Genomic DNA, 24,688 nt, shown 5'->3' on the forward strand with positions numbered 1-24,688 from the left:
ACATGTCCGCTGACATCCGCCTGGTCGTCCTCGACATGGCCGGCACCACCGTCGCCGACGACGGCCTGGTCGAGCAGGCCTTCCGGGCCGCCGCCGGTTCGCTCGGCGTCGAGGCCGGCAGCCCCGAGCACGCCCGCATGCTGGAGCACGTCCGGCTCACCATGGGCGAGTCCAAGATCTCCGTCTTCCGCCACCTGTTCGGCGCGGAGGAGAAGGCGCAGGCCGCCAACACCGCCTTCGAGGCCGCCTACCACGACCTCGTCGACGCGGGGCACTGCGCCGCGCTGCCGGGCGCGGCCGAGGCCATCGCCGAACTCCGGGGCCAGGGCCGCAAGGTGGTCCTCACCACCGGCTTCTCCCGGGCCACCCAGGACCGGATCCTGCGGGCACTCGGCTGGGAGTCGATCGCCGACCTCACCCTCTGCCCGGCCGAGGCCGGCCGCGGCCGCCCGTACCCGGACCTGGCGCTCACCGCCCTGCTGCGGACCTCCACCGACTCCGTCCGCCAGATGGCCGTCGCCGGGGACACCGGCTACGACATGCTGACCGGCACCCGGGCCGGCGCCTCGGTGGTGGCCGGTGTGCTGACCGGGGCCCACGACGAGGCCCGGCTGCGGGCCGACGGCGCGACGCACGTCCTGAAGTCGATCGCCGACCTGCCGGGCGTCCTCGCGGGCTGAGCGTGCGACGGCCGGGCGGGGTGCGCCGACCCGCCCGGCCGGCTTCTCCTCGGAGTGATCCCGCGGTGGGCCCGGGCTCAGTGGGCGGCGAGCAGGCCGGGCAGTTCGCGCATGTCGTGGAAGACGACGGTGCCGGGGCCCGCGAGCCGCTCGGCGGGGGTCAGGCCGCCGGCGTAGCCGAAGGCGCGCATGCCGGCGGCGCGGGCGGCCTCGACACCGGGGCGGCTGTCCTCGACCACCGCGCAGGCGGCCGGGTCGACGCCCGACCGCCGGGCGGCGTGCAGGAAGAGGTCCGGCGCGGGCTTGCCGCGGTCGACCTCGGTGGCACTGAAGATCCGGCCCGCGAAGTGCTCGTAGAGGCCGGTGCGGCCCAGGGTGTGACGCATCTTCTCGTGCGAGCCGCTGGAGGCGACGCAGGTCGGCAGGGTGAGGGCGGCCAGCGCCTCGGGGACCCCGTCGACCGGGGCCAGCCCGGCGTCCACCTGCTCGCGGTGGAGCTGCTCGAAACGACTGCTCCAGAGCGCCGCGGTGGCCTCCCCGAGCCGGGCGGCGACCTGCTCGCCGATCGAGGCGTGGGAGCGCCCGATGAACCGCTCGACCACCTCCGCCTCGGTGAGCGGCCAGCCCAGCTCCGCGCCCAGGGCGACCTGGACGCGGGCGGCGATGCGCTCGCTGTCGACCAGCACGCCGTCGCAGTCGAAAATCACCAGTTCTATCGGCTTGATCATCCCCGCAGGATAGGGGGCGCCTTCGCCCGCCGGGCGGGTCAGTGCAGGGTGCCCGCGTAGCGCTGGGTGAAGCGGGTGCCGGTGGGTGCGGTGACGGCGCCGACGAAGCGGCGGACGAAGCCATCGGGGCCGTGGACGGTGAAGTCGTACCGGCCGTCGGTGGTGGCGGCGTCCCAGGTGCGGGTACGGGTGGCGCCGGGGGCGACGGTGGAGGGCGGGCCGGCGAAGGCGTACACGATGTCGGGGTGGACGGTGTCGGGGAGGGGGGACAACTCGCCGTCGATTGCCGGCCGTTGACGAGCGGGGGAGTCGCATCCGGTGCGCCCGGCACACGCGTCGCGGCTACGGCGAAGAGCCACGGCGCCCGCCCCGCCGCCGTGCGCGCGGGGCGGGCGGGCGGCTCAGTGGGTGCCCTTCAGGTTGAGCACCACCACGCCGACGATGATCAGGGCCAGGCCGAGCCACTGGAGCCGGCCCAGCGACTCGCCGAAGGCGATCACGCCGATGCCCGCCACGGCGGCCGTACCGGCGCCGGACCAGACGGCGTAGGCGACCGAGACCGGTATGTGCTTCAGGGCCCTGCCGAGCAGGGCGAAGGAGAGCACGTAGCCGACGGCGACGCCGAGGCTCGGCCAGAGGCGGGTGAAGCCCTCGGTGAGCTTGAGGGCGCTGGTGGCGCAGACCTCACTGACGATGGCGAGGGCGAGCAGGAGATAGGGCATGGCCGGTCACACCGCGGGTGCGGCGCCGAGCTTCCCCAGCAGCGCGAGGTCGGCGTTCACCAGGCTGTCCAGCAGGGTGACGCGCGATCCCCGGGGGATGGGCGTGGCGGTCGAGGGGACGGCGAGCACCGCGCAGCCCGCGGCGGCGGCCGAGGCGACGCCGGTCGGGGTGTCCTCGACGGCCACGCAGTCGGCCGGGTCGAGGCCCAGCCGCTCGGCGGCGGCGAGGTAGGGGTCGGGCGCGGGCTTGGTGCGCGGGGTGTCCTCGGCGGCCAGCGTCACGGCGAACCAGTCGCGGCCGATGGTGGACAGCACGAGGTCGACCACCCGGCGCGGGGAGGCCGACACCAGCGCGGTGGGCACCCGGGCGTCCCGGAGCTCGGCGAGCAGGGCGAGCGCCCCCGGCCGCGGGACGGTCTGGGCGGCGACCTTGCCGGCGAAGGACTCGCCGAGGCGGTCGGCGAGTTCGGCCTCGCTGAGGCTGGTGCCGCTGACCCGGTGCAGGTGGGCGGCGGTGTGCTCGATGGCCTGGCCGAGCACCTCGGGCGCGTCCTGGTCGGTGAGCGGGTGGCGCAGCTCGTCGGCGAGTTCGGCGGCGGCCTGCCACCAGAGGTGCTCGGTGTCGACGAGGGTGCCGTCCATGTCGAACAGGACGGCGGCGGGCGCGGCGGATCCGGGCTTCGCCGGGTCGGCCTTCGTGGGGTCGGGCTGGGCCGGGGCCGGCTGTGCGGAATCGGGCTGTGCGGAATCGGGCTGAGCGGTATCAGGCATGGCGGTACCTTCGGTGGTTCGTCGGACGAGCGGACAGGTCAGACCGTACGACGGTCGACCAGGACCGGGCGCTCCGGCAGCGACAGCGCGGCGCGCGTGCCGACCGGCAGGAGGGCGGCGGCGTCGGTCGGCAGGTCGGCCTTGACCTCGGTGCCGTCGTCGAGCCGGACGGTGAGGCGGGTGACGGCGCCCAGGAAGGACGCGGAGACCACCAGCGCCTGGCCGTTCAGGGCCGGGACCAGCGACACGTTCTCCGGCCGGACCAGCACGTCGAGCGAGCCGTCCGCCGGCGCGGCCCCGTCCACCGCGTGGCGGCGGCCGAGCACCTCGACGCCGTCGGCGGTGCGGGTGCAGGGGATGCGGCTCATGGTGCCGACGAACTCGGCGACGAAGGCGGTGGCCGGGCGGGCGTACAGCTCGGACGGTGTGGCGCACTGCTCCAGCCGGCCCGCGCGCAGCACCGCGACCCGGTCGGCCATCGAGAGCGCCTCCTCCTGGTCGTGGGTGACGAACAGGGTGGTGATCCCCAGCTCCTGCTGGAGGCGGCGGATCTCCTCGCGCAGCGAGAGGCGGACCTTGGCGTCCAGGGCGGAGAGCGGCTCGTCGAGCAGCAGCACGCGCGGCCGCAGGGCGAGCGCGCGGGCGAGCGCGATGCGCTGCTGCTGGCCGCCGGACATCTGGTGCGGGTAGCGGTCGGCGTGCTGCGGCAGACCGACCAGCTCCAGCAGCTCCTGGGCGCGCCTGCGGCGTTCGGCCTTGCCGGTGCCGCGCATCCGCATGCCGAAGGCCACGTTGTCGGCGGCGGTCAGGTGCGGGAACAGGCTGTAGGACTGGAACACCATGCCCGCGTCGCGCCGGTGCGCGGGGATGCGGGTGATGTCCTCGCCGTCCACCAGCACCTGGCCGGAGTCGTGCTGCTCGAAGCCGGCCAGGATGCGCAGCGCGGTCGTCTTGCCGCAGCCGGACGGGCCGAGCAGGGCGAGGAGCTCGCCGGGCCGGACGGTCAGGTCGAGGCCGTCCAGCGCGGTGGTGGCACCGAACGAGCGGCGCAGGCCGAGGAATTCGACGGTCGCGCCGCCGGGTGCGAGGTGGGTGCCGGCGACGGGGGCGGTAACCGTGGTCATGATGGGGATCGCTCCGGGGGCTTCAGGAAGTGGTGGTCTTGTGGCGGCGCTCGCGGCCGACGGTGGCCAGCAGGAGCAGCAGCAGCCAGGTGATCAGCAGGCTCAGGATGGAGACCGCGACCGACATGTGGGCCTGGCTGTTGCCGACCGAGTAGATCCACACCGGGAAGGGCTGGTAGCCGAGGATCGAGGCGGCGGTGAACTCGCCGAGGACCAGGGCCAGGGTGAGGAAGGAGGCGTTCAGCAGCGCGCCGCGCAGGTTGGGCAGCACCACGGTGAACACCGCGCGCGGCCAGCTCGCGCCGCAGTTGCGGGCGGCCTCGACCAGGGTGCGCAGGTCCACCGCGCGCAGACCGGCGTCCAGCGCCCGGTAGGCGAGCGGGAGCGACATCAGCACGTAGGCGATGACCAGCACCAGCGGGAAGTCCGGGTCCTGGATGAACACGAAGGTCTGGAAGAACGGCGTGTCCATCAGGTAGTCCGGGCCCCAGCGCAGCACGCCGATCAGGCCGGCGGTCAGCGCGACCGGCGGGACGACCAGCGGCAGGGTGCAGAGCACGTCGATCACCGGACGCAGCCTCGGCGAGCCGAGCCGCACCGCGATCAGCGCCGGTACCAGCAGGAGCAGCAGCACCAGGACGGTGACCACGGCCAGGCCCAGGGTGAGCCAGAGGCTGTCCAGGAAGCCGGGGGCGCTGAGCAGTCCGGTGTACGCCTCGAAGGAGTAGCCCTTCGGGTCGTCGATCGAGAAGTAGCCGGCGGCGGCCAGCGGGACGACGAAGTAGACGCCCGCGAGCAGCAGGACGGCGCCGCGCCACCAGCGCACCTTGCGGCGCGGCGAGGAGGGGCGGGCGGAGGTCAGCTGAGCCATCGGGCACTCCGGCGCTGGAGGGGGAGGTACACGGCCATCACCAGGACGGCCACCACGATCATGTTGAGGCTGAGGGCGAGCGCGAGGTTGCCCTGGCCGACCAGCACGTTGCCGGAGAGCGCGTCCGCGATCGAGCGGCTGACCAGCGGCACGGTCGCGCCGACCATGGCCGCGGCGGTGGCGTACGCGGCGAAGGCGCTGCCGAACAGCAGCACGAAGCCGCCCAGCAGGGAGGGCAGCAGGATCGGCAGCGCGACGTGCAGCCAGTACTGGACGGTGGTGGCCCGGTTGTTGTGGGCCGCCTCGCGCCACTGCACCCGCAGGCCGTCCAGGGCCGGGGTGATGGTGAGCACCATCAGCGGGATGAGGAAGTACAGGTAGACGATGGTCAGGCCGGTGAAGGAGTAGAGCGACCAGCCGTGGTCCGTCAGGTGGAGCAGTTTGGTGACCTCGCCCGCGTTGCCGAGGGTGGCGACGAACGCGAAGGCGAGCGGCAGGCCGCCGAAGTTGGCGAGCACGCCGGAGGCGGTCAGCACCGCCTGGCGCAGCCAGGTCTGCCGGGAGGTCACCACGGCCTGCGCGATCGGCAGGCCGATCAGGGTGGCGAGCAGCGCGGTCAGCGCGGACAGCTTGAGGCTGCTGAGCATCGCCGTCCAGTACGCGCCCTGGACGGAGTCCCTGATGTTGTCGAGGGTGAACTGGCCGCCCCCGCCCTCCGCGTCGCTGGAGGTGGTGAACGCGCCGATCACGATGGCGACGGCGGGGAGGCCGAAGCCGATCAGGAAGAAGAGGAAGAGCGGCACCGTGGCGAGCCAGGATCCGCCGCGCGGGCGCCGGCGGGTGGGCCGGGCGGGGGTGGGGGTGGGAGCGGTGGCGGACGCCCCCGCGCCGCCACCGTGAACGGTGGCGGCGGGGGTGGTCGGCACCGGGGTGGGAGCCGTGGTCATGAGTGGGATCAGCCCGTTTCGGGTTGCTGCGGCCGGGTGTCAGCCTGCGATGGCCTTGGTCCAGTTCTCGGTGACGACCTTCTTGGCGGCCGTGATCTGGTCCTGGGTCGGGAAGGTGGTGAACGGCTTCTCGACGGCGGGCAGCTTGGCGGCGGCCGCGGTGTCGAGGGTGCCGTCCTTCTTCAGGGCCTCGAAGGTGGAGGGGGTGGCGTAGCCGCCGAGGAAGAGGTTCTGGCCCTCGGCGCTGAACAGGTACTCCTGCCACAGGCGGGCGGCCGCCGGGTGCGGGGCCCACTTGTTGACGGCCTGGTTGTAGAACTGGGCGTAGCTGCCGTCGGAGGGGACGGAGACCTTCCAGTCGACGCCCTTCTCCTTGAACTCGTCGGTGTATCCGGCGTTCAGGTACGACCAGTCGATCGAGATCGGGGTCTCGCCCTTCTCGATGGTGGCCGGGGTGGACTCGACGGGGTTGAAGTTGCCCGTGGCCTTCAGCTTGCCGAAGAAGTCGATGCCGGGCTGGATGTTGTCCAGCGAACCGCCGTTGGCGAGCGCGGCCGCGTAGACGCCGCCGAACGCGGAGCCGGACTTGGTCGGGTTGCCGTTCAAGGCGACCTGGCCCTTGTACTCGGGCTTGAGCAGGTCCGCGAAGGTCTTCGGGCAGTTCGGGATCTTCTTGGCGTCGCAGCCGATGGAGACGTAGCCGCCGTAGTCGTTGACGGCGGCGCCGTTCGCGTCCTTCATGGTGTCCGGCACCTTGTCGAAGGTGGCCACCTTGTAGGGGGCGAGCAGGCCGTCCTTGACCGCCTGGAGCGCGAACGCGCTGCCGAGGTCGACGACGTCGGGGGCGCGGTCCTGGCCCTTGCGGGAGGTGATCGCGTTGATCTCGTCCTGGCTGGAGCCGTCCGGGTTCTCGTCCTCGATCTCGATGCCGTACTTGGCCTTGAACGAGTCCATGATCTTGCCGTAGTTGGCCCAGTCCCTGGGCAGCGTGATGACGTGCAGCTTGCCCTCCTTCTTGGCGGCGGCGACGAGGCCGTCCAGACCGCCGAAGTCGGCGAGCGAGGTGGCGTCCTTGGCGTCCTTCGCGCCGGCCTTGGCGGCGTCACCGGACTTCGGGGCGGTCGAACCGGCGGAGCCGCAGGCGGTGAGGGAGAGCGCGGCGGCGGTCAGTACGGCCGCGAAGGCGGCGGCGCGGGCACGGTGCACGGTCACGGGTCAGTCTCCTGATCAGGGGCGTACTGCGAGGGGTGCGTTTCGCGGGGGTGCGTCTCGCTGAGAGGTGCTTCTTCACAAGGGCGGGCCAGGCGATCAGTCGTTCGGAACCGTCCGAGTTGACTAGCCAACTTCGCCTGACGGAGGTAAGTACGCCGGAGTCCGGTGACGGGAAGGTGAACGGATGGCCCAGAACCGGGGGCGGCTACGGGAACGGTCGAATCAGGGCCTCGGTCAGTGATCGACCGAATGCGATGCTTCGAAGGCGCAGCGGGATAAAGTCGGGCTGTCCGGGCCGGTACGGCTGCGCAGGACACCGCCCCAGGAGGGACATTGACTGACGTGGCACTGGAGCCCGACCGCCCCGCGGTCCCTGCGGCACCCGCGGCCCCCGCCGCCCCCGTGGCCCCTGCCGCGCCGGGTCAGGAGCGCGCCGCCGGTGCGCTCTACCGCAAGGTCGCCGCCGATCTGCGCGAGGCGATCACCACCGGCGCGTTCGGCGAGGCCGGCCGGCTGCCCGCCGAGGGCACGCTGGCCGAGCAGTACGGGGTCTCCCGCGGCACCGTCCGCCAGGCGCTCGCCGTGCTGCGCTCGGACGGCCTGGTCACCTCCCGGCGCGGCACCCGGCGGGTGGTGCTGGGCACCGCCCGGGTGCAGAGCTTCTCCGAACTGCTGAGCTTCACGCACTGGGCCTACTCGATGGGCGAGGAGCCCGGCGGCATCCTGGACTCGCTGGTGCGCCGGCCGGCCGACGCAGCCGAGCGCGAGCAGCTGCGCCTGGAGGCCGGCTCCGAGGTGTACGTCACCGTCCGGCTGCGCACGCTCTCCGGCGCGGCGGTGATGGTGGAGCGGACGGTCTACCCGCCCCGGGTCGGCGAGATCGTCGCCCAGCTGCCGGCCGACGTGGTCTCGCACACCGAAGTCCTGCGCGAGCACGGCATCCTGTTCACGGACGCCGACCACACCATCGACATAGTCGCCGCCAACGCGGAGGACGCCCGGCTGCTCGGCTGCCGCCGGGGCAGCCCGCTGCTGCGCGAGCGGCGCCGGACCACCGACCCGACCGGGATGCCGGTGGAGTGGTCCCAGGACCGCTACCTGCCCGGCACGGTGGCCTTCAGCATCCACAACTCGCTGGCCACCTCGGCCCTCTCGCGGCACGCCCGGGAGGGTGACTGAACTCCGGCGCCGGAGCGGGGAGTCGGACCGGCCGACGCCCCGATCCCCCTAGCGCATGAGGGCGGCCAGCAGCGGGCGGAAGTGCTCGAACCCCGGGGTCTCGGCGTCCGGGTCCTTGGCCTGCTCGTCCCAGCGGCGCACGGCGACGGCGTCGGCCGCGCCGGGCAGGGCCGCGAAGGCGGCGGCCTGCTCCGCGCCCATCGGGCCGCCCTGTACCTGGAGCGTGTACTCCGAGGCCTCGGAGAGCCGCTCGCGGTAGCCGGGCTCGGCCGTGCACAGGTAGCGCTTGGCGGCCACGTGCAGCCGGACCGGCTCGGTGACCTCCGGCCCGAACCACTGGGCCAGCCAGGCGGCGCCGGTGTCGCTGTGCCGGTTGTCCTGGCCGTTCATCAGGTCGCGCCCGTGCGGCGTTCCATGGCCGTGCTTGTCGAAGAAGTGCCCGATGTCGTGCAGCAGCGCGGCCGCGACCAGCTCCGGCGAGGCCCCGGCGGCCTGCGCCAGCGCCCCGGCCTGCAGCATGTGCTCGGCCATGGTGACCGCCTCGCCCAGGTACTCGCCGGCGCCCTCGCCCGCGAACAGCGCGGCGATCGTGTCCAGCGCGGCAGTGCGCCGGTGCAGCACCGCGAGGGTGCTGTGCAGCGAGTCGAGGTCCGCGTAGCAGCCCTGGAGGTGGCGCGAGCCGTCCTGCTCGAAGGCCGTCCGGGCGTGCAGCAGACGGACGTTGTCGAAGATCAGGCAGTCGCCCCGGTCGAGCCGGAAGTCCAGCCGGAGCTCGGGCCGCAGGGTGATCGCGGCGAACCGGCGGTAGGCCGCGTAGAAGGCGTCCAGCTCCTCGGCGGACCCGCGCAGGGTGCTGATCGACCGGTTGTTGAACCGCACCTCGCGGATCCGGCCGCGCGCGTCCACCTCGATCAGCGGGCGGTCGGCGCGCAGTTCGGTGCCGCGGTCGCGGAACACGAAGGGGACCGGGGTACGGGTCAGCACCACGAAGTCCGCCGGGGACTCCTCGCGCAGCAGCGCCGCCGCCTTGAAGCCGTCCACCAGCCCGGAGTCGCCACCGGTCGCGGAGTTCTCCAGGCAGTGCAGCAGCTGCAGGGTGGGCACCGGGTCCCGGTACGGGTTGTCGCTGTGCGGGGCGATCGCGGCGCTGGTGAAGGCCAGGTTGTTCGGGTCCGGCTCGACCCGGACGTCGAACAGCTCACCGTAGTTGGTGACCCGGACGTGGCCGAAGGAGCGGGCCACCGCGAGCACCTGCCGTTCGACCGCCGGCACCCCGCGCAGCACCGCGAACCCGGAGCGCCGGACGGCCCCGAGCACCGCCGCCCGCTCGGCCGGGTCGGCCAGGTAGGCCTCCCACGCCGCCTCCGGGATGCCGCGGCGGAAGTCGGCCGCGACCCAGAGCTGCTTCTCCGCCTCGGTGCGCCCGTCGCCGTCGGCGTCCCGCGCCAGCCACTCCAGCGGGTAGCGCGACCGGTGGCCGTCCGACCAGAGCACCTCCAGGTTCCCGCCGACCTCGGCGTGGGCGGCGAGGGCGAGGTCGGCCGGCAGGTCGGTGATCTGGAACAGCTTCTGCCCGCTGCGCCCGTCCCGGCACTCGGCGCAGGGGCAGTTGTCGCGCAGCCAGTACGGCGGCAGGTGGGTCGGGAGCGCCATGGGTCTCTCCTGGTCGGCAGGTCGCTTGGTGAAGTTGTATAGCCAACTTCTCCTCGTGCGGGAGCCTGCCGGGTGACGGTGAGATCTGGGTGGCCACACGGTGAACCCCTCGGGAACAAGAGCTCCCGAGGGGTTCGCGGCGTGGTCGGGCGACCGGTCTCAGCCGGCGGCGACGGCGCTCTCCCAGGCGGCGTCGGCCGCCTTGAGGGCGGATCCGGCGTCCGCCCCGGCGACGGTGTCGGCCCCGCCGTCGGCGCCGAGGGTGGTGGCCAGGGCGGTCAGGAAGGCGCGGACGGTGGCGAGCGAGGCCGCCGGGCCGTAGTGGTTGACCCGCAGCATCGAGTCGGCGAGGGCGCCGCCGCCGGGCTGGACGGGGAGGGTCGGGTCGAGGCGCAGCAGATCCGCGGCGAGCCCGGCGGCGGACAGGCCGGCGGGGGTGCGCAGGGTGGTGGCGACCGGCGCCGCGTGGGCGTCGTCCGGGACGAACGGGGCGACGGTGCCCAGGGCGCGGACGCCCGCCCGGACCGCCGCGGCGGCGGCGCGGTGGCGGGCGATCACGGCGGGCAGGCCGGCCGCGGCGATCCGGTCCAGGCAGGCGCCGAGCGCCAGCATCTCCAACTGGGCCGGGGCGTGCGGGAGTGTGGTGCGCCCGGCGTCCGTCCAGCGCTCCTTCCAGTCCAGCAGCGAGAGGTAGGAGCGGCGCGGCGCGGCCGGGTTGGCGGCGATCCGCTCCCAGGCGCGCTCGGAGACCGAGACGGCGGAGACCCCGGCCGGGCCGCCCATCGCCTTCTGCCCGCCGATCACGCAGAGGTCGATGCCCCAGGCATCGGTGAGCAGCGGTTCGGCGGCCACCGAGGCGACGGCGTCCACCATCAGCAGCGCACCGTGCGCGCGGACCACGGCGGCGATCTCGGCGACCGGGTTGGTGTTGCCGGTGGCGGCCTCGGCGTGGACCAGCGAGACGAAGTCGATCGCCGGGTGGGCCGCCAGCGCCTCGGCGACCTGCGCGGCGGTGACGGCGGTGTCGAACGGCACCGCGAGGTCCACGACCGTCGCCCCGCAGTCGCGCAGCCAGTTGCCGAAGGTCTGGCCGTACGGGCCGGTGACGATGTTCAGCGCGGTGGAGCCCGGCCGCGCGGCGCTGCGGATCGCGGCCTCCAGCGGCAGCAGCGCCTCACCCTGGGTGACGATCACATCGGCGGAGGTGTGCAGCAGCGCGGCGACCTTGTCCTCGATCGCCGCGAAGTCGGCGGCGCTGAGCGGAGGAAGGTCGAGGAACGGGCTCACGGTGGCGGCCGGCCTTTCGGAGAACGGAACGGAGGACGGGACGGAGAAGGGGACGGAGCATCGGGACGGAGAACGGGACGGAGGAGGGGAGGCGGTTCGGACAGGGACGAGTCTGCCTCATCCTCCCCGCGCGCCGGGAAGGCCCTGCCCGGGCGGGACCCGCTCGGTAGAGTGCGGGGCATGAGCGATGGTGCGGTGCTGCACGTCAGGGGCCGGGTGCTGGTCGGGCCGGAGGACGTCCGGGACGAACTCTGGGTGGTGGACGGCCGGGTGGCGTTCGACCGCCCGGCGGCGGCCGCGGACGTGCGCACGGTGACCGGCTGGGTGCTGCCCGGGCTGGTGGACGCGCACTGCCACGTCGGGCTGGACGCGCACGGCGCCGTCGACGCCGCGACCAGTGAGAAGCAGGCGGTGACCGACCGGGACGCCGGCACCCTGCTGATCCGCGACGCCGGTTCGGCCGCCGACACCCGGTGGATCGACGATCGGGACGACCTGCCCCGGATCATCCGGGCCGGCCGGCACATCGCCCGTACCCGGCGCTACATCCGCAACTACGCGCACGAGATCGAGCCCGGTGACCTCGCCGCCTACGTCCGGGCCGAGGCCCGGCGCGGGGACGGCTGGGTCAAGCTGGTCGGTGACTGGATCGACCGCGGCACCGGCGACCTCGCCGCCTGCTGGCCCGGCGACGCGCTGGCCGAGGCGATCGCGGCGGCGCACGAGGAGGGCGCGCGGGTCACCGCGCACTGCTTCGCCGCCGATTCGCTGCCGGACCTGCTGGCGGCCGGGATCGACTGCGTCGAGCACGCCACCGGGCTGACCGAGGAGCTGATCCCGGCCTTCGCCGAGCGCGGCGTCGCGATCGTCCCGACCCTCGTCAACATCGCCACCTTCCCGACCCTCGCGGCCGGCGGCGAGGCCAAGTTCCCGGCCTGGTCCGCGCACATGCGCCGGCTGCACGAGCGCCGCTACGACACCGTCGGGGCCGCGCACGACGCGGGCATCCCGGTCTTCGTCGGGACGGACGCGGGCGGTTCGCTCGCCCACGGGCTGGTCGCCGAGGAGGTGGCCGAGCTGGTCAAGGCCGGGCTCGCTCCCGCCGAGGCGCTGTCGGCGGCCACCTGGGGGGCGCGCCGGTGGCTCGGCCGACCGGGCCTGGAGGAGGGGGCGTCGGCGGACTTCGTGGTGTACGACGAGGACCCGCGGGCGGACGTCCGGGTGCTCGCCGATCCGCGGCTGGTGGTGCTGCGCGGGCGGCCGGTGGGCTGAGCGGTGCTCCCCAGGGGCCGTGCGGCCGATGGTCGTTGTGATGATCATCCGGGTGAACGGCCTGTCCGAGTAGGCCGATAGGGTGGCGACCATGGCACCGCGTCCACTGAACGAGATCGTCGAGCCCGGCTGGGCCACCGCGCTGGAGCCGGTCGCCGGCCGGGTCGCCGCCATGGGCGACTTCCTCCGCGCCGAGCTGGCCGCCGGCCGCACGTACCTGCCCTCGGGGCCGAACGTCCTGCGCGCCTTCCAACAGCCCCTCGCCGACGTGCGGGTGCTGATCGTCGGGCAGGACCCGTACCCGACGCCCGGCCACGCCGTCGGGCTCAGCTTCTCGGTGGGGGCGGAGGTGCGGCCGATCCCGGCGAGTCTGATCAACATCTTCCAGGAGTACGGGACCGACCTCGGCCTGCCGCAGCCCTCCAACGGCGACCTCACGCCGTGGACGCGGCAGGGCGTGCTGCTGCTGAACCGGGCCCTGACCACCGCCCCGCGCAAGCCCGCCGCGCACCGCGGCAAGGGCTGGGAAGAGGTCACCGAGCAGGCGATCAAGGCCCTGGCGGCGCGCGGCGGCCCGCTGGTGGCGATCCTCTGGGGGCGCGATGCCCGCAACCTGCGCCCGCTGCTGGGCGAGGTGCCGGCGATCGAGTCCGCCCACCCGAGCCCGTACTCGGCGAACGGCGGCTTCTTCGGCTCGCGGCCGTTCAGCCGGGCCAACGAGCTGCTGGTGCGGCAGGGGGCGCAGCCGGTGGACTGGCGACTGCCGTAGGGCTCCCGCGGTAGGGGGGCCTGCCGGAGGAGCCCTGCCGGAGGAGCCCTGCCGGAGGTGTCCTGCCGCAGTGCTTCGCCGGGCAGCTTTGGGCGTCAACCTCACCCGAATGAGTGAAATGACGTTCTGTGTGGCTCATGTGACGCACTGTTCGATGAAGACTGGCGACTCGTCGTACGGAGCACCGGCCCCTTGCCCCGCCTCGCGGGTGATGTCGGAGGCGCGCTCTACCGAGATCACCACCTGTGGGGGTACCGCCATGTCTTCTTCCCGTTCCACATCCTTCGCCGGCTCCGCCGTCGGCGCCGCGGTGGCGTCGGCGCTGGTCGTGGCACCGGTGCTGCTCGTGGCGCCGGTGGCGCACGCGACCGGCCCCACTCCCGCGCCCGCCACCGCGGCCGCGGGTTCGACCTCCGCGGCCGCCGCGCCGACCGTCACGGCGGGCAGGGCGCGCGCCGTCACCGCCGAACTCGCGCTGGACGTGCAGCTGTTGAGCAAGGTCGACGTGCCGGTGAACCTCGCGCTCAACAAGGTCGAGAGCCCGGCCCAGCGCGAAGGCTCGCTGCTGACGGCCAAGGTCGACGGCGTCGACCAGCAGGGCCCGGTCACCCTGGTCAAGGCCGACGTCGGCACCTCGGTGGTGAAGTCGGACGCCAAGGGCACCGCCGCCTCGGTCAAGCTGGTCAACGCCGACGTGCACGCGCCCGGTCTCCCGGCCACCACCCTGCTCGGCCTGGAGGCGCTCAGCTCCTCGGTGACCTGCCCGGTCGACGGGCCGCCCACCGCCGACGTCACCGCCCCGGCCAAGCTCACCGTGCTCGGCAAGCCGGTCACCCTCAGCCTGTACGGGCCGACCGACGTGGACGTGCCGCTGGTCGGCAGGGTCTCGGTGGAGTTCTCCAAGCGGGCCACCACCTCGACCACGGCCGCCGCCTCGGCCCTGGAGGTGCAGATCGAGGTGAACCCGCTCAACCTCAACGTCGCCAAGGTGACCGGGAAGATCACCGTCGCCTCGGTGAGCTGCGAGAAGCCGACCGCACCGGTCACGCCGACCCCCTCGGTCACGCCCACGGCGCCCGGCACCGCCCCGGCCGTCCAGCCCGCGGTCGACGCGACCAGCACGGCGCCCGGCCGAACCGCCCGGCCGCAGGCCACCGCCACCGCCGCCGGCGGCAACCTCGCCGCGACCGGCGGCAGTGACGCGACCGGTCCGCTCGCCGCCGGAGCCGCCGCCCTGGTCGCGGTCGGCGGCGGCGCGCTCTGGGTCACCCGCCGCCGGGCGGCGCACGCCCGTAAGCACTGACACCCGTCGCGGTGGGGCTCTGCGGGTCGCCGCGGTGAAGGGCGGACACCCGTCGCGGTGAAGCTCTGCGGGTCGCCGTGGTGAAGGGCCCACGCCCGCCGCGGTGGAGGGCGGACACCCGTCGCGGTGCGCCGATCGGTGCGGGGTGCCATCCACGGCACTCCCGCACCGTGACCGTGCCAACGCGGACGGTTGGTTCACCTGGGTGTTACATAGGAGGAACAACCGGGAAACGGCGGCTTGCAACGCTACGCGGGCACCCACCACCCAGTTTGCGAGGTTCACCCCCGTGGCAATCAAGGCCGAGTACATCTGGATCGACGGCACGAAGCCGACCGCCAAGCTCCGCTCCAAGACTCGGATCCTGGCCAACGCGGACAAGATCCCCACCTGGGGCTTCGACGGCTCCTCCACCAACCAGGCCGAGGGTCACGCCTCGGACCGCGTCCTTGAGCCGGTTGCCACCTTCCCGGACCCGATCCGCGGCGGCGACAACATCCTCGTCCTGTGCGAGGTCAACGAGATCGACGGCACCCCGCACGAGAGCAACACCCGTGCGCTGCTGCGCCCGATCGCCGAGCAGTTCGCCGCTCAGGAGTCGATCTTCGGCATCGAGCAGGAGTACACCTTCTTCAAGGGCTCCCGCCCGCTCGGCTTCCCCGAGGGCGGCTTCCCGGCCCCGCAGGGCGGCTACTACTGCGGTGTCGGTGCCGAGGAGGTCTTCGGCCGCGAGATCGTCGAGCTGCACATGGACCGCTGCCTCGCCGCCGGCCTCTCGCTCTGCGGCATCAACGCCGAGGTCATGCCCGGCCAGTGGGAGTTCCAGATCGGCCCGGTCGACGCGCTGACCGTCTCCGACCACATGTGGGTCGCCCGCTACCTGCTCTACCGCACCGCCGAGGAGTTCGGCATCGACGCCACCCTCGACGCCAAGCCCGCGCGCGGCGACTGGAACGGTGCCGGCGCGCACACCAACTTCTCCACCAAGGCGATGCGCGAGAACTACGACGCGATCATCACCGCCTGCGAGTCGCTCGGCGCCTCGCAGGAGATCGTCCTGGAGCACGTCACCCAGTACGGCGCCGACATCGAGTCGCGCCTGACCGGCAAGCACGAGACCGCTCCGTGGAACGTCTACAGCTACGGCGTCTCCGACCGCGGCGCCTCGGTCCGCATCCCGTGGCAGGTCGAGGTCGACCAGAAGGGCTACATCGAGGACCGTCGCCCGAACGCCAACGTGGACCCGTACGTGGTGACCCGCCTCCTGGTCAACACCTGCTGCGCCGCCCTGGAGAAGGCCGGCCTCGTCTGAGCCGCCTCCCCCTGCCGCACCAACCGCCGGGCCTCCCCTCCGCTGCCGAGGGGAGGCCCGGCGGCCGTTCGCCGTCCGCCGCCCGGCGGGGGTCCTTCCCGGCGCGGTCGCGGGGGAGTACTGGCGCGGGTGTTCCGGCCCCGGTGTTCCGGCCCCGGTGGGCTGATGTGGGTGTTCTGGCACGGGTGTTCTGACGCGGATGTCTTGTCCAGCGGGGTGGGAGTCCCGGAGAATCGGGCCATGACCGCTCCGGCCCCCTTCCTCCCTGTACGGCGACTGCACGTCGACCTGGGACGGGTGTGCACGGCCGGTTGTCGCCGCTGACGCGAACCAGGTCCACCAGCAGCCGGCAACCACCGCCAGGAGCGTGTCCGTCCATGTCCCTCACCTTTCACTGGTTCCTCCCCACCAACGGCGACAGCCGGCAGATCGTCGGCGGCGGGCACGGCTCGACGCCCGGCGCGGCCGGCTCCGACCGGCCGCCGAGCATCGCCTACCTCGGCCAGATCGCCCGCACCGCGGAGCAGTTGGGCTTCGAGGGGGCGCTGACCCCGACCGGCGCGTGGTGCGAGGACGCCTGGCTGACCACGGCGATGCTGACCCAGGTGACCGAGCGGCTGAAGTACCTGGTGGCGTTCCGGCCCGGCCAGATCAGTCCGACCCTGGCCGCGCAGATGGCGGCGAGCTACCAGCGGCAGTCCGGCGGACGGCTGTTGCTCAACGTGGTGACCGGCGGGGAGTCGGCCGAGCAGCGCGCGTACGGGGACTTCCTGGACAAGGACGCCCGTTACGCCAGGACGGGCGAGTTCCTGTCCATCACCCGTCGGCTCTGGGCCGGGGAGACGGTCGACCACGACGGCGTCCATCTGCGGGTCGAGCGGGCCATCCTGAACCGGCTCCCGGACCAGGTGCCGCCGGTGTACTTCGGCGGGTCCTCCCCGGCGGCGGGCGACGTCGCCGCCCGGTACGCCGACGTCTACCTGACCTGGGGCGAACCGCCCGCGCAGGTCCGCGAGAAGATCGCCTGGATCCGCGAACTGGCCGCCGCCCAGGGCCGGGTCGTCCGCTTCGGCATCCGGCTGCACGTGATCACCCGGGACACCTCCGCCCAGGCCTGGGCGGAGACCGAGCGGCTGCTGGCGTCGATGGACCCGGCGCGCGTCCGGGAGACCCAGCGCGCCCTCGCCGAGAGCGAGTCGGAGGGCCAGCGCCGGATGCTCGCGCTGCACGGCGGCTCGGCCGAGCGGCTGGAGATCCACCCCGGGCTCTGGGCCGGCATCGGCCTGCTGCGGGGCGGCGCGGGCACGGCCCTGGTCGGCAGCCACCGGGAGGTCGCGGACCTCATCACCGAGTACCACGAGCTGGGCATCGACGAGTTCGTGCTCTCCGGGATCCCGCACCTGGAGGAGGCGTACTGGTTCGGCGAGGGCGTGCTGCCGCTGCTCGCCGCCCGCAACCTCTGGACCCGACCGTGACCGGGGCGGCGGGCCCGTAGGGTCACCGGTCCACCGGCCCGCCGCCCCTTCGGCTCCGATCAGGGGATCCTGAACTCCTGGGACTTGTTCCCGGCGGTGCAGGTGACCATGGTGACCTGGTTGCCCGCGCCGTTGTCGGTCATGCACGCGGAGCCCATGTAGTCCGCGAGACGGAAGGCGCCCGGCGTGCTCCCGGCACTGACCTTCCAGTTGCTCAGGACGCTGAAGCCGCCCGAGAGCGTCACCCGCCCGTCGGTCTCCTGGACGAGCGGCGCGCCGCTCAGGTTGCACGGGTAGAGGTGGTACCAGCCGCCCGGGTCCGGGTCCGAACGCACCCAGCCGTAGGCGGTGTTGCCGCCCATGATCACGGACTGGCCGGCCGACGGGGTGTCCTTGGACAGGCCGAGCTTGAGGCCGGAGGCCACGCTGACGATCGGCCCCCACTTGGTGCCGCCGCAGCCCGGCGGCGTGACGGGCGTCTGCGGCGGGGCGCTGGTGGCCGCCGGCTGGGGGTTGGGCTGCGTGCCCGGCTGCGTTCCGGGAGCGGGCTGGTTCCCGGCCCCGGCCGTGCCGGCCGCCGGGGCCGGGACGCCGGCCGGCGGCTGGGTCGCGCGCGGGGTGCCGCCCGCTCCGGTCGCGCCGCCGCCGTTCGCCGCACCGGTGCCGCCCGGCGCAGGCGTGGACTGCTGGGCGCCGGGGGTCGCGGTGGCGCCGGGCGCGGTCGGGGTGCCGGTCGGCGCGGGGGTGGTCGGCGGCGGGGTCGTCGCGTTCACGGCCGACGGCGTCGGCCCGCCGGGGTTCGCCGGGCCGGAGACCGTGACGGACGGCTGCGCCCCGGGCGTCTTCGCCTCGGAGGTGAAGGGCGTGCGGTCGATCAGCAGGACGGTCGCGGTGCCCGCCGTGATGATCACCGGTATGACGATGGGGACGAGGAAGCCGCGCCGCCGCCGACGGGTGCCGGGTTCGGTGGCGTCCCGGGACTCCACCTTGCCGACGTCGGCCGCGGCGACGGCGGGCGTCGCGGGTATCACCGGAACGACCGGTGGTGCCGGCAGCGCGGGGGCGCCGGGAGCGGCGGCGATCGCGGCCCGCGCCGCCGCGGCCATCGCGCCGGCGTCGGCGAAGCGGTCCTCCGGCTTCTTGGCCAGCGCGGTGGCGATCAGCCCGCGCACCGCCTCCGGAACGGCCGCCGGCAGCTCCGGAGCGGGCTCCCGGATGTGCTTGAGGGCGACCTCCAGCACGCTCTCGCCGACGAACGGCGGCTGTCCGGTGAGCAGTTCGTAGCCGACCACGCCGATCGAGTAGAGGTCCGAGGCCGGGGTGATGGCCTGCCCCTCGGCCTGTTCGGGGGCCATGTAGAGCGCCGTCCCGATCACCGCGTGGGAGGCGGTGATCCGGGTGCTGGCGACCGCCCGCGCGATGCCGAAGTCGGTCACCGTCACCCGGCCCTCGGACCGGACCATCAGATTGGACGGTTTGACGTCGCGGTGCACGATCTCCCGCCGGTGGGCGGCGTGCAGGGCGTCCAGCGCGGTGGCGAGCAGCCCCAGGGCCCGTTCGGGCGGCATCGGCCCGCTCTCGGCGAGCACCTTGTCCAGCGGCTGCCCGTCGATCAGCTCCATCACGATGTAGGCGACCCGGTCGTCCCCGGCGTCCTCGCCGCTCTCGCCGTAGTCGTGGACGTCCACGATGCCGGGGTGCTTCAGCGCCGCGAGCAGCTGGGCCTCGCGCCGGAACCGCTTGACGAAGGCGCCGTCCTCGACCAGTCCCGGATGCAGGATCTTCACGGCGACCTGCCGTGCGAGCACCTCGTCGTCGGCGCGCCAGACGGAGCCCATGCCCCCGCCGCCGATCCGCTCGGTCAGCGTGTAACGCCCCCCGAGCACCGTCCCCCGGCTGCTCATGCTCTCTGCCCCCACCTGTCATGCCCCGGCCCAACAGCCCCACTGGTCGCACAGTCTGCCAGAGGGCACCGGGCCCCCGTCCGCGCGCGTGCCCATGCTACGGACCGCCCCCGACGGACCGTCAGCGGGCCTGCGGGCAGCGGGCGCGCCGGGAATCGGCGGCTCCCACGGCCGCCGGCTCCGGGAGCGGCCTCCCGGCCGTCCGCCGGTACCGGCCGGGCGGGCCGTCCCGCCGGGCATCGGGCCTGAGTAGGGTGGGTGCGACAGCACATCGAACCCGACCAAGGAGCAGACGTGAGCGTGCCGGCGTCCATCGCCCTGCAGCAGGAGATCGCCCGGGAGCTGGAGGTCGCCGAGACCTTCCACGCCGAGAAGGAGATCGAGCGCCGGGTGGCCTTCCTCGCCGAGCGGCTGACCTCCACCGGTCTGCGCGCCCTCGTGCTCGGCATCAGCGGCGGTGTCGACTCCACCACCGCCGGTCGGCTCTGCCAGCTCGCCGTCGAGCGCGCCCGGGCCGCCGGGCACGAGGCGCGGTTCTACGCGATGCGGCTGCCCTACGGGGTCCAGGCCGACGAGCACGACGCCCAGCTCGCGCTCTCCTTCATCCGGCCGGACCACCTGCTGACCGTCGACATCAAGCCCGCCAGCGACGCCGCGCTCGACGCCGCCGTGGCCGCCGACGTGGCCTTCCGCGACGCCGGCCACCAGGACTTCGTGCTCGGCAACATCAAGGCCCGCCAGCGCATGATCGCCCAGTACGCGGTGGCTGGCGCGCACGACGGCCTGGTCGTCGGCACGGACCACGCCGCCGAGGCGGTCTCCGGTTTCTTCACCAAGTTCGGCGACGGCGCGGCCGACCTCGTCCCGCTCACCGGCCTGACCAAGCGCCGCGTGCGCGCCGTCGCGGACGCCCTGGGCGCCCCGGCCGAGCTGGTCCGGAAGGTCCCGACCGCCGACCTGGAGACCCTCGCCCCGGGCAAGGCCGACGAGGACGCCCTCGGTGTCACCTACGACGACATCGACGACTTCCTGGAGGGCAAGCCGGTCGCCGAGGAGACCTTCGAGACGATCGTCCGCCGCTACCGCCTCACCGACCACAAGCGCCGCCTCCCGATCGCCCCGTAAGGCGGTCCACGGCCCACCACGCCGGCCTGCTCCGCCCGATAAACCCCTGGTCCCGGAGTGGGGTTCCGGCGAGGATGCCCGGTATGACGTTGCCGCTGCTCCTGCTCGATGTCGACGGGCCGTTGAACCCCTATGCCGCGAAGCGGCACCGGCGGCCGCACGGCTACGGGACGCACCGGGTGAAGCCCGACTGCTGGGTCGCCCGCTTCCCGCAGCGGCCCGCCGAGCGTGTGCGGCCGCTGCGGATCTGGATCAACCCGGACCACGGGCCCGAACTGCTGGCGCTGCGGTACGAACTGGTGTGGGCCACCACGTGGATGGACGAGGCGAACACCTTCATCGGGCCGCTGCTGGGGCTGCCCGTGCTGCCGTACATCCACTGGCCGGAGCTGCACCAGCAGGACCCGGACGGGCTGCACTGGAAGACCAGGAACCTGGTCGCCTGGGCCGCCGGGCGCCCGTTCGTCTGGGTGGACGACGAGCTGGGGCCGCAGGACGCGGAGTGGATAGCCGCGCACCACCCCGCGCCCGCGCTGACCCTGCACGTCGATCCCGAAATCGGCCTGGGCGAAAGCGACTTCACGGCGCTACGGGAGTGGGCGGAGGCGGTGGCATGAGGATCGGGACGGTGGAGCGGATCCGGCGGTACCCGGTGAAGTCGTTGCTGGGGGAGGAGCTGGGCGAAGCCGGCGTCTCCGAGCGCGGGCTGGACGGGGACCGGGCGCTGGGGCTGCTCGACGCCGCGAGTGGCCGGGTGGCGAGCGCCAAGAACCCGAGGCTCTGGGCGGAGATGCTCCGGTTCACCGCCGTGCTGCACCCCGGCGGCGTCGTGATCACCGGGCCGGACGGCCGGGCGGTGGGCGAGGGCGAACTGTCCGCGCTGCTGGGCCGCGAGGTCTCCCTGGTGAGCGAGCGCCCGCCCGGTGCGACCGTCGAACGGGCCGTGCCGGAGGAGGTGCTGTCACGCGGGATCGACAGGGAGGTCGCCGTCACCGAGAACGAGATCGGCCGCGCCGCTCCCGCCGGGGGCTTCTTCGACTTCGCCCCGCTGCACCTGCTCACGACCTCCACCCTGGACGCCGTGGCGACCGAGGCCGCCCGCTACCGCCCCAACCTGGTGATCCGCACCGAGGGCGACGGCTACGTCGAGAACGCCTGGGTCGGCCGCGAGCTGCGGATCGGCCCGGACCTCCGGTTGCGGGTGCTGGCCCCGACCCCGCGCTGCGCCGTCCCGACCCTCGTGCATGGCGAACTGCCGCGCAGCACGGCGGCCCTGAAGGTGCTCGCCGCGCAGAACCGGGTCGTGCCCCTGGAGGGGATGCCGGCGCTGCCCTGCGCGGGCGTCTATGCGCAGGTAGTGGAGCCGGGGAGGGTGCGGGTGGGGGACGCGGTGAGTCTCGGCTGATCACGGGGGTGGCGGTCGCCGCCGGACGAGGGCGGCGCCTGCCTCCGGTTCGCCGTGAATCCGCCGTGAAGGTGCGGCGTGGGTTGATCGACAGCGTCAATCACGGCTGATCAGACACCCGGGACGGCGTCCTTGGCGTTGGTGTGCCAGTTGGTGACGACCGGCTTGTCGACCTTGACGGAGCCGACGGGGATGCTCGCCGGGTCCGGGTCGCCGGCGCTGATGCCGATGATGACGTCCTTGAACTCGATGTTCTGGTCGGTGTTGGTGCTCTTCGGGTTGATCCCCACGTAGGCGACCGCGCTGCCGGTGAGGGTGATCGGCGCACCGGCGGCCTGTTCGGCGTTGCGGGCCTCGATGCCGCCCGAACCGAAGGCGATGACCGGGTGCGTCGCGGGCAGGACGCAGGTGATCCCGGCCTTGGCCTTGGCGGTGACCAGGATGTAGCCGCCCGCCTGGGTCTCCATCTTCGCCCCGAAGGTGAGGTCGTTGGTGCCGCAGGCCTGGCCGTAGCCGGTCTTGTCGCCCGGGCTCCCCGGGGCGGGCGCGGCCGGCGTGGTGGCCGTGGGCTTGGTGGACGCGGCGGGCGCGGCGGACTTGCCGGGCGCGGCGGGCGTGCCGGGGGCCGACGCGGACGGCGCGGCGGCGGGGGCGGAGGCGGCCGGGGGAGCGGTCGTCGGGGCGGCGCCGGCGGCGGGTGCGTCACTGTTCTCCGGGCCGCAGGCCGTCGCGGCGGCCGCGAGGGCGGTGACGGCGAGAGCGGTGAGGGCGATTCGCGAGCGCATGGGTGGTCCCAACTTCCGTCCGGCAGTGCGGTTTGTCGTCTGCCTCCACGGTAGGCCGGGCATGATCACCGGGTGGTTCGTGAAATGTCCCGGTCGTGTTTCAGCGGCCGGTGCCGGTCCGGACCGCCAGCACCGAGCCGAGCGCGTCCAGGAAACGGTCCGTCGTCCCAGGGTCCCGGACGGCGATCCGCAGCCAGTCCGGGCCCAGCCCGGGGAAGGTGTCGCCCCGTCGGACGGCGAAGCCGTGCTCGCGCAGCCGGGCGCGGACGGCGGCCGCGTCCGGCAGTTCGACGAGGACGAAGGAGGCGGCCGGCTCCCCGTGCACCCGGACGACGGGGAAGGCGGCGAGGCCCTTGAGCAGGTGGTCGCGGTGGAGGGCGAGGTCCTGGGCGGCCTGCTCGGCCTCGGCGAGCGCCGCGGGTGCGCTGCACACCTCGGCGGCGGCCAGCGCCGGGGTGGAGACCGGCCAGAGCGGCTGGGCGGCGCCGAGCGCGGTGATCAGGTCGGCCGGGCCGAGCGCATAGCCGATGCGCAGGCCCGCCAGGCCCCAGGTCTTCGTGAGGCTGCGCAGCACGACCACCCGGCCGGGCAGGTCCCGGACGGCGGCGAGGGATTCGCACTCGCCGGGCACGGTGTCCATGAACGCCTCGTCGATCACCAGGGTGCGACCGGGACGCGCCAGGGCGGCGACGGCGGCCGCCGGGTGCAGTACGGAGGTCGGGTTGGTGGGGTTGCCGAGGACGACGAGGTCGGCCTCCTCCGGTACCGCACCGAGCCGGAAGCCGTCCGAGGGTACGAGCAGTACCCGCTCCACAGCGTGCCCGGCGTCCCGCAGCGCCGCCTCGGGTTCGGTGAACTGCGGGTGCAAGACGACGACGTGACGGGGCGTCAGGACGCGCGCGAGCAGCACGAAGGCCTCCGCCGCGCCCGAGGTGAGCAGCGTCTCCGTGACCGGTCGGCCGTGCCGGGCGGCGACGGCGGCGCGGGCGGCCGTGCCGTCGGGGTACGCCGCGAGCTCGCCGAGCGTCGCCGCGAGGTGCTCACGCAGCCACTGCGGGGGTGTGCCGGTGCGGACGTTGACGGCGAGGTCGACCAGACCGGCCCCGTCGGCGCGCACCTCCGCGTCACCGTGGTGGCGGAGGTCATGGTCGGGGGTGGTCACGAGGGGTCTCCAACAACGGCATCGACGGGAAGGGACGGCCCGGGGACGCGGGCGAGCGGGTCGCGAGGCCCGGGGCGACCGCGAGCGGCCCGGGCGACCGCCACCGTCGCCGTCGCGGACTTCTGCTTGGGGACGACGAGTTCGCCGCCCGGCGCGCTCGCCAGGGCGGCGGCCTCCGCCACGCTCAGGGTGCCGACCGCCGATCCGACGGCGGCGGACGGGTTCGGGACGGCGAAGGCCGCGAGGGCCTCCGCCGGGTGCTCGTCCACCGGGAGGCCCAGCGCGGCGGCGGCGTGGCGGACGGCGGGGTGGTCGCCCTTGCCGGTGAGGGTCGCGAGCCGGGCGACGGAGCCGCTGGGCAATCCGGCCTCGCGCAGGGCCCGGTGGATCAGCCGCGTCACGTCGGACGGACCCGCCGCCGCGCGCAGGCCGACACCGACGACGAGGGCACCGGGAGCGAGGGCAGTGGGGGCGAGGCGGTCGGGGGCGAGGGCGCCGATGACGAGGGCACCGGAGGCGAGGCCGTCGGGGTCAGCCGGGCCGTCCGAGCACCGCGCGGCGACCGGTGAGCCGTCCGGCGCGCGGTCCAGGAGTTCGCCCGGGCCCCCGCCGCCGGTGTCGGCCCGGAAGGCCGGGCAACTGTCCGACCGCGCCGCGTGCGGCTGCTCGGCGGGTGCGTGACCCGCCGCGTCCAGGGCCGGCAGCCCGATCACGTCGCGTTCCCTTCACCCGGAGGCCGTTCGGAGGCCATGCGGAGGCCGTCAGGAGGCCGCCCGGCGGTCGTCCGGCGCTCCCCGGCGGCACTGCGGCAGCCGCTCGTCGGCCGACGAAATCCCACCACGGCGGCGACGGAGGGGTCAATCGGGGCCCGTGTGACCTCCGTCGCCGGGCGCCGGAGGGTGTTCGCCTGTTCTTCACCTTCCCTGAGCGGTCCACGCCACCGCCGCGCTCCTACTGTTTGCGGCGCTCCGACGCAGTCACGCACTGCGACCCGCACAGCAC

24 protein-coding genes are annotated in these 24,688 nt (G+C 74.0%); 10 read left to right on the forward strand and 14 right to left on the reverse strand.

The window, feature by feature from the left end; translation table 11 throughout:
- The first annotated feature begins 2 nt into the window (after positions 1 to 2).
- Positions 3 to 680, forward strand: a complete 678-nt coding sequence (locus OG618_RS26580) for a phosphonatase-like hydrolase (protein WP_329490050.1) — start codon at positions 3 to 5, stop codon at positions 678 to 680.
- A 77-nt stretch (positions 681 to 757) separates the two neighbouring features.
- On the opposite strand, the gene OG618_RS26585 is transcribed toward OG618_RS26580, so the two are convergent.
- The 8 genes from OG618_RS26585 to OG618_RS26620 form a co-directional block, all read right to left on the reverse strand.
- Positions 758 to 1,408 carry an HAD family hydrolase gene (locus OG618_RS26585; protein ID WP_329490051.1) on the reverse strand — a complete coding sequence of 217 codons (651 nt, stop codon included), beginning with the start codon at positions 1,406 to 1,408 and terminating at the stop codon, positions 758 to 760.
- Positions 1,409 to 1,446: 38 nt separating this feature from the next.
- Positions 1,447 to 1,680, reverse strand: coding sequence for a phospholipase domain-containing protein (locus tag OG618_RS26590; protein ID WP_329490052.1), 234 nt, complete (start codon positions 1,678 to 1,680; stop codon positions 1,447 to 1,449).
- A gap of 129 nt (positions 1,681 to 1,809) precedes the next feature.
- Positions 1,810 to 2,130, reverse strand: a complete 321-nt coding sequence (locus tag OG618_RS26595) for a DMT family transporter (RefSeq protein WP_329490053.1) — start codon at positions 2,128 to 2,130, stop codon at positions 1,810 to 1,812.
- A gap of 6 nt (positions 2,131 to 2,136) precedes the next feature.
- Entirely contained in the window at positions 2,137 to 2,901 is a 765-nt protein-coding gene (locus OG618_RS26600; RefSeq protein WP_329490054.1) for an HAD family hydrolase, read from the reverse strand.
- Between the two features lie 38 nt (positions 2,902 to 2,939).
- A complete protein-coding gene (locus tag OG618_RS26605) occupies positions 2,940 to 4,025 on the reverse strand; it encodes an ABC transporter ATP-binding protein (protein ID WP_329490055.1) in 1,086 nt (361 codons plus the stop codon).
- 22 nt (positions 4,026 to 4,047) lie between these two features.
- Positions 4,048 to 4,896, reverse strand: a complete 849-nt coding sequence (locus OG618_RS26610; RefSeq protein WP_329490056.1) for an ABC transporter permease — start codon at positions 4,894 to 4,896, stop codon at positions 4,048 to 4,050.
- Entirely contained in the window at positions 4,884 to 5,843 is a 960-nt protein-coding gene (locus OG618_RS26615) for an ABC transporter permease (RefSeq protein WP_329490057.1), read from the reverse strand. The genes OG618_RS26610 and OG618_RS26615 overlap by 13 nt, the downstream gene beginning before the upstream one ends.
- 39 nt (positions 5,844 to 5,882) lie before the next feature.
- Positions 5,883 to 7,055, reverse strand: coding sequence for an ABC transporter substrate-binding protein (locus OG618_RS26620; protein ID WP_329490059.1), 1,173 nt, complete (start codon positions 7,053 to 7,055; stop codon positions 5,883 to 5,885).
- A 342-nt stretch (positions 7,056 to 7,397) separates the two neighbouring features.
- On the opposite strand from OG618_RS26620, the gene OG618_RS26625 reads away from it, so the two are divergent.
- Positions 7,398 to 8,234 carry a GntR family transcriptional regulator gene (locus OG618_RS26625; RefSeq protein WP_329492294.1) on the forward strand — a complete coding sequence of 279 codons (837 nt, stop codon included), beginning with the start codon at positions 7,398 to 7,400 and terminating at the stop codon, positions 8,232 to 8,234.
- 48 nt (positions 8,235 to 8,282) lie between these two features.
- Here OG618_RS26625 and tmpA read toward each other — a convergent pair whose 3' ends face one another.
- Both tmpA and OG618_RS26635 read right to left on the reverse strand, forming a co-directional pair.
- Positions 8,283 to 9,887, reverse strand: a complete 1,605-nt coding sequence (gene tmpA, locus OG618_RS26630) for a 2-trimethylaminoethylphosphonate dioxygenase (protein WP_329490060.1) — start codon at positions 9,885 to 9,887, stop codon at positions 8,283 to 8,285.
- Between the two features lie 159 nt (positions 9,888 to 10,046).
- The gene (locus OG618_RS26635) at positions 10,047 to 11,174 is read right to left on the reverse strand and encodes an aminotransferase class V-fold PLP-dependent enzyme (RefSeq protein WP_329490061.1); all 1,128 of its coding nucleotides are present in this window, start codon (positions 11,172 to 11,174) and stop codon (positions 10,047 to 10,049) included.
- Positions 11,175 to 11,354: 180 nt separating this feature from the next.
- On the opposite strand from OG618_RS26635, the gene OG618_RS26640 reads away from it, so the two are divergent.
- From OG618_RS26640 to OG618_RS26660, 5 genes are all read left to right on the forward strand, one after another.
- Entirely contained in the window at positions 11,355 to 12,446 is a 1,092-nt protein-coding gene (locus OG618_RS26640; RefSeq protein WP_329490062.1) for an amidohydrolase family protein, read from the forward strand.
- Between the two features lie 91 nt (positions 12,447 to 12,537).
- Positions 12,538 to 13,215 (forward strand): uracil-DNA glycosylase, encoded by a 678-nt coding sequence (locus OG618_RS26645; protein ID WP_329490063.1) that lies wholly within the window; start codon positions 12,538 to 12,540, stop codon positions 13,213 to 13,215.
- Between the two features lie 259 nt (positions 13,216 to 13,474).
- Positions 13,475 to 14,518 carry an SCO1860 family LAETG-anchored protein gene (locus tag OG618_RS26650; RefSeq protein ID WP_329490064.1) on the forward strand — a complete coding sequence of 348 codons (1,044 nt, stop codon included), beginning with the start codon at positions 13,475 to 13,477 and terminating at the stop codon, positions 14,516 to 14,518.
- A 289-nt stretch (positions 14,519 to 14,807) separates the two neighbouring features.
- Positions 14,808 to 15,830, forward strand: coding sequence for a glutamine synthetase (glnII, locus tag OG618_RS26655; RefSeq protein ID WP_329490065.1), 1,023 nt, complete (start codon positions 14,808 to 14,810; stop codon positions 15,828 to 15,830).
- Positions 15,831 to 16,207: 377 nt separating this feature from the next.
- Positions 16,208 to 17,305 carry an LLM class flavin-dependent oxidoreductase gene (locus OG618_RS26660; RefSeq protein ID WP_329490066.1) on the forward strand — a complete coding sequence of 366 codons (1,098 nt, stop codon included), beginning with the start codon at positions 16,208 to 16,210 and terminating at the stop codon, positions 17,303 to 17,305.
- Between the two features lie 59 nt (positions 17,306 to 17,364).
- Here OG618_RS26660 and OG618_RS26665 read toward each other — a convergent pair whose 3' ends face one another.
- A complete protein-coding gene (locus tag OG618_RS26665) occupies positions 17,365 to 19,209 on the reverse strand; it encodes a serine/threonine-protein kinase (protein WP_329490067.1) in 1,845 nt (614 codons plus the stop codon).
- 294 nt (positions 19,210 to 19,503) lie between these two features.
- Between OG618_RS26665 and nadE the strand changes: the two genes are divergently transcribed.
- From nadE to OG618_RS26680, 3 genes are all read left to right on the forward strand, one after another.
- Positions 19,504 to 20,334, forward strand: coding sequence for an ammonia-dependent NAD(+) synthetase (gene nadE, locus OG618_RS26670; protein ID WP_329490068.1), 831 nt, complete (start codon positions 19,504 to 19,506; stop codon positions 20,332 to 20,334).
- 83 nt (positions 20,335 to 20,417) lie between these two features.
- On the forward strand, positions 20,418 to 20,951 hold the full coding sequence (locus tag OG618_RS26675) for a hypothetical protein (RefSeq protein ID WP_329490069.1): 534 nt from the start codon (positions 20,418 to 20,420) through the stop codon (positions 20,949 to 20,951).
- Positions 20,948 to 21,739, forward strand: coding sequence for an MOSC domain-containing protein (locus OG618_RS26680; protein ID WP_329490070.1), 792 nt, complete (start codon positions 20,948 to 20,950; stop codon positions 21,737 to 21,739). The genes OG618_RS26675 and OG618_RS26680 overlap by 4 nt, the downstream gene beginning before the upstream one ends.
- Positions 21,740 to 21,849: 110 nt before the next feature.
- On the opposite strand, the gene OG618_RS26685 is transcribed toward OG618_RS26680, so the two are convergent.
- The 3 genes from OG618_RS26685 to OG618_RS26695 all read right to left on the reverse strand — a co-directional run bounded on the left by OG618_RS26685 (position 21,850) and on the right by OG618_RS26695 (position 24,399).
- Entirely contained in the window at positions 21,850 to 22,524 is a 675-nt protein-coding gene (locus tag OG618_RS26685) for a hypothetical protein (RefSeq protein ID WP_329490071.1), read from the reverse strand.
- 100 nt (positions 22,525 to 22,624) lie between these two features.
- A complete protein-coding gene (gene cobC / locus OG618_RS26690) occupies positions 22,625 to 23,686 on the reverse strand; it encodes an Rv2231c family pyridoxal phosphate-dependent protein CobC (RefSeq protein WP_329490072.1) in 1,062 nt (353 codons plus the stop codon).
- Positions 23,683 to 24,399 carry a cobalamin biosynthesis protein gene (locus OG618_RS26695; protein ID WP_329490073.1) on the reverse strand — a complete coding sequence of 239 codons (717 nt, stop codon included), beginning with the start codon at positions 24,397 to 24,399 and terminating at the stop codon, positions 23,683 to 23,685. The genes cobC and OG618_RS26695 overlap by 4 nt, the downstream gene beginning before the upstream one ends.
- Between the last annotated feature and the right edge of the window lie 289 nt (positions 24,400 to 24,688).

It is taken from the genome of Kitasatospora sp. NBC_01246, from assembly GCF_036226505.1.
GTDB lineage: Bacteria > Actinomycetota > Actinomycetes > Streptomycetales > Streptomycetaceae > Kitasatospora.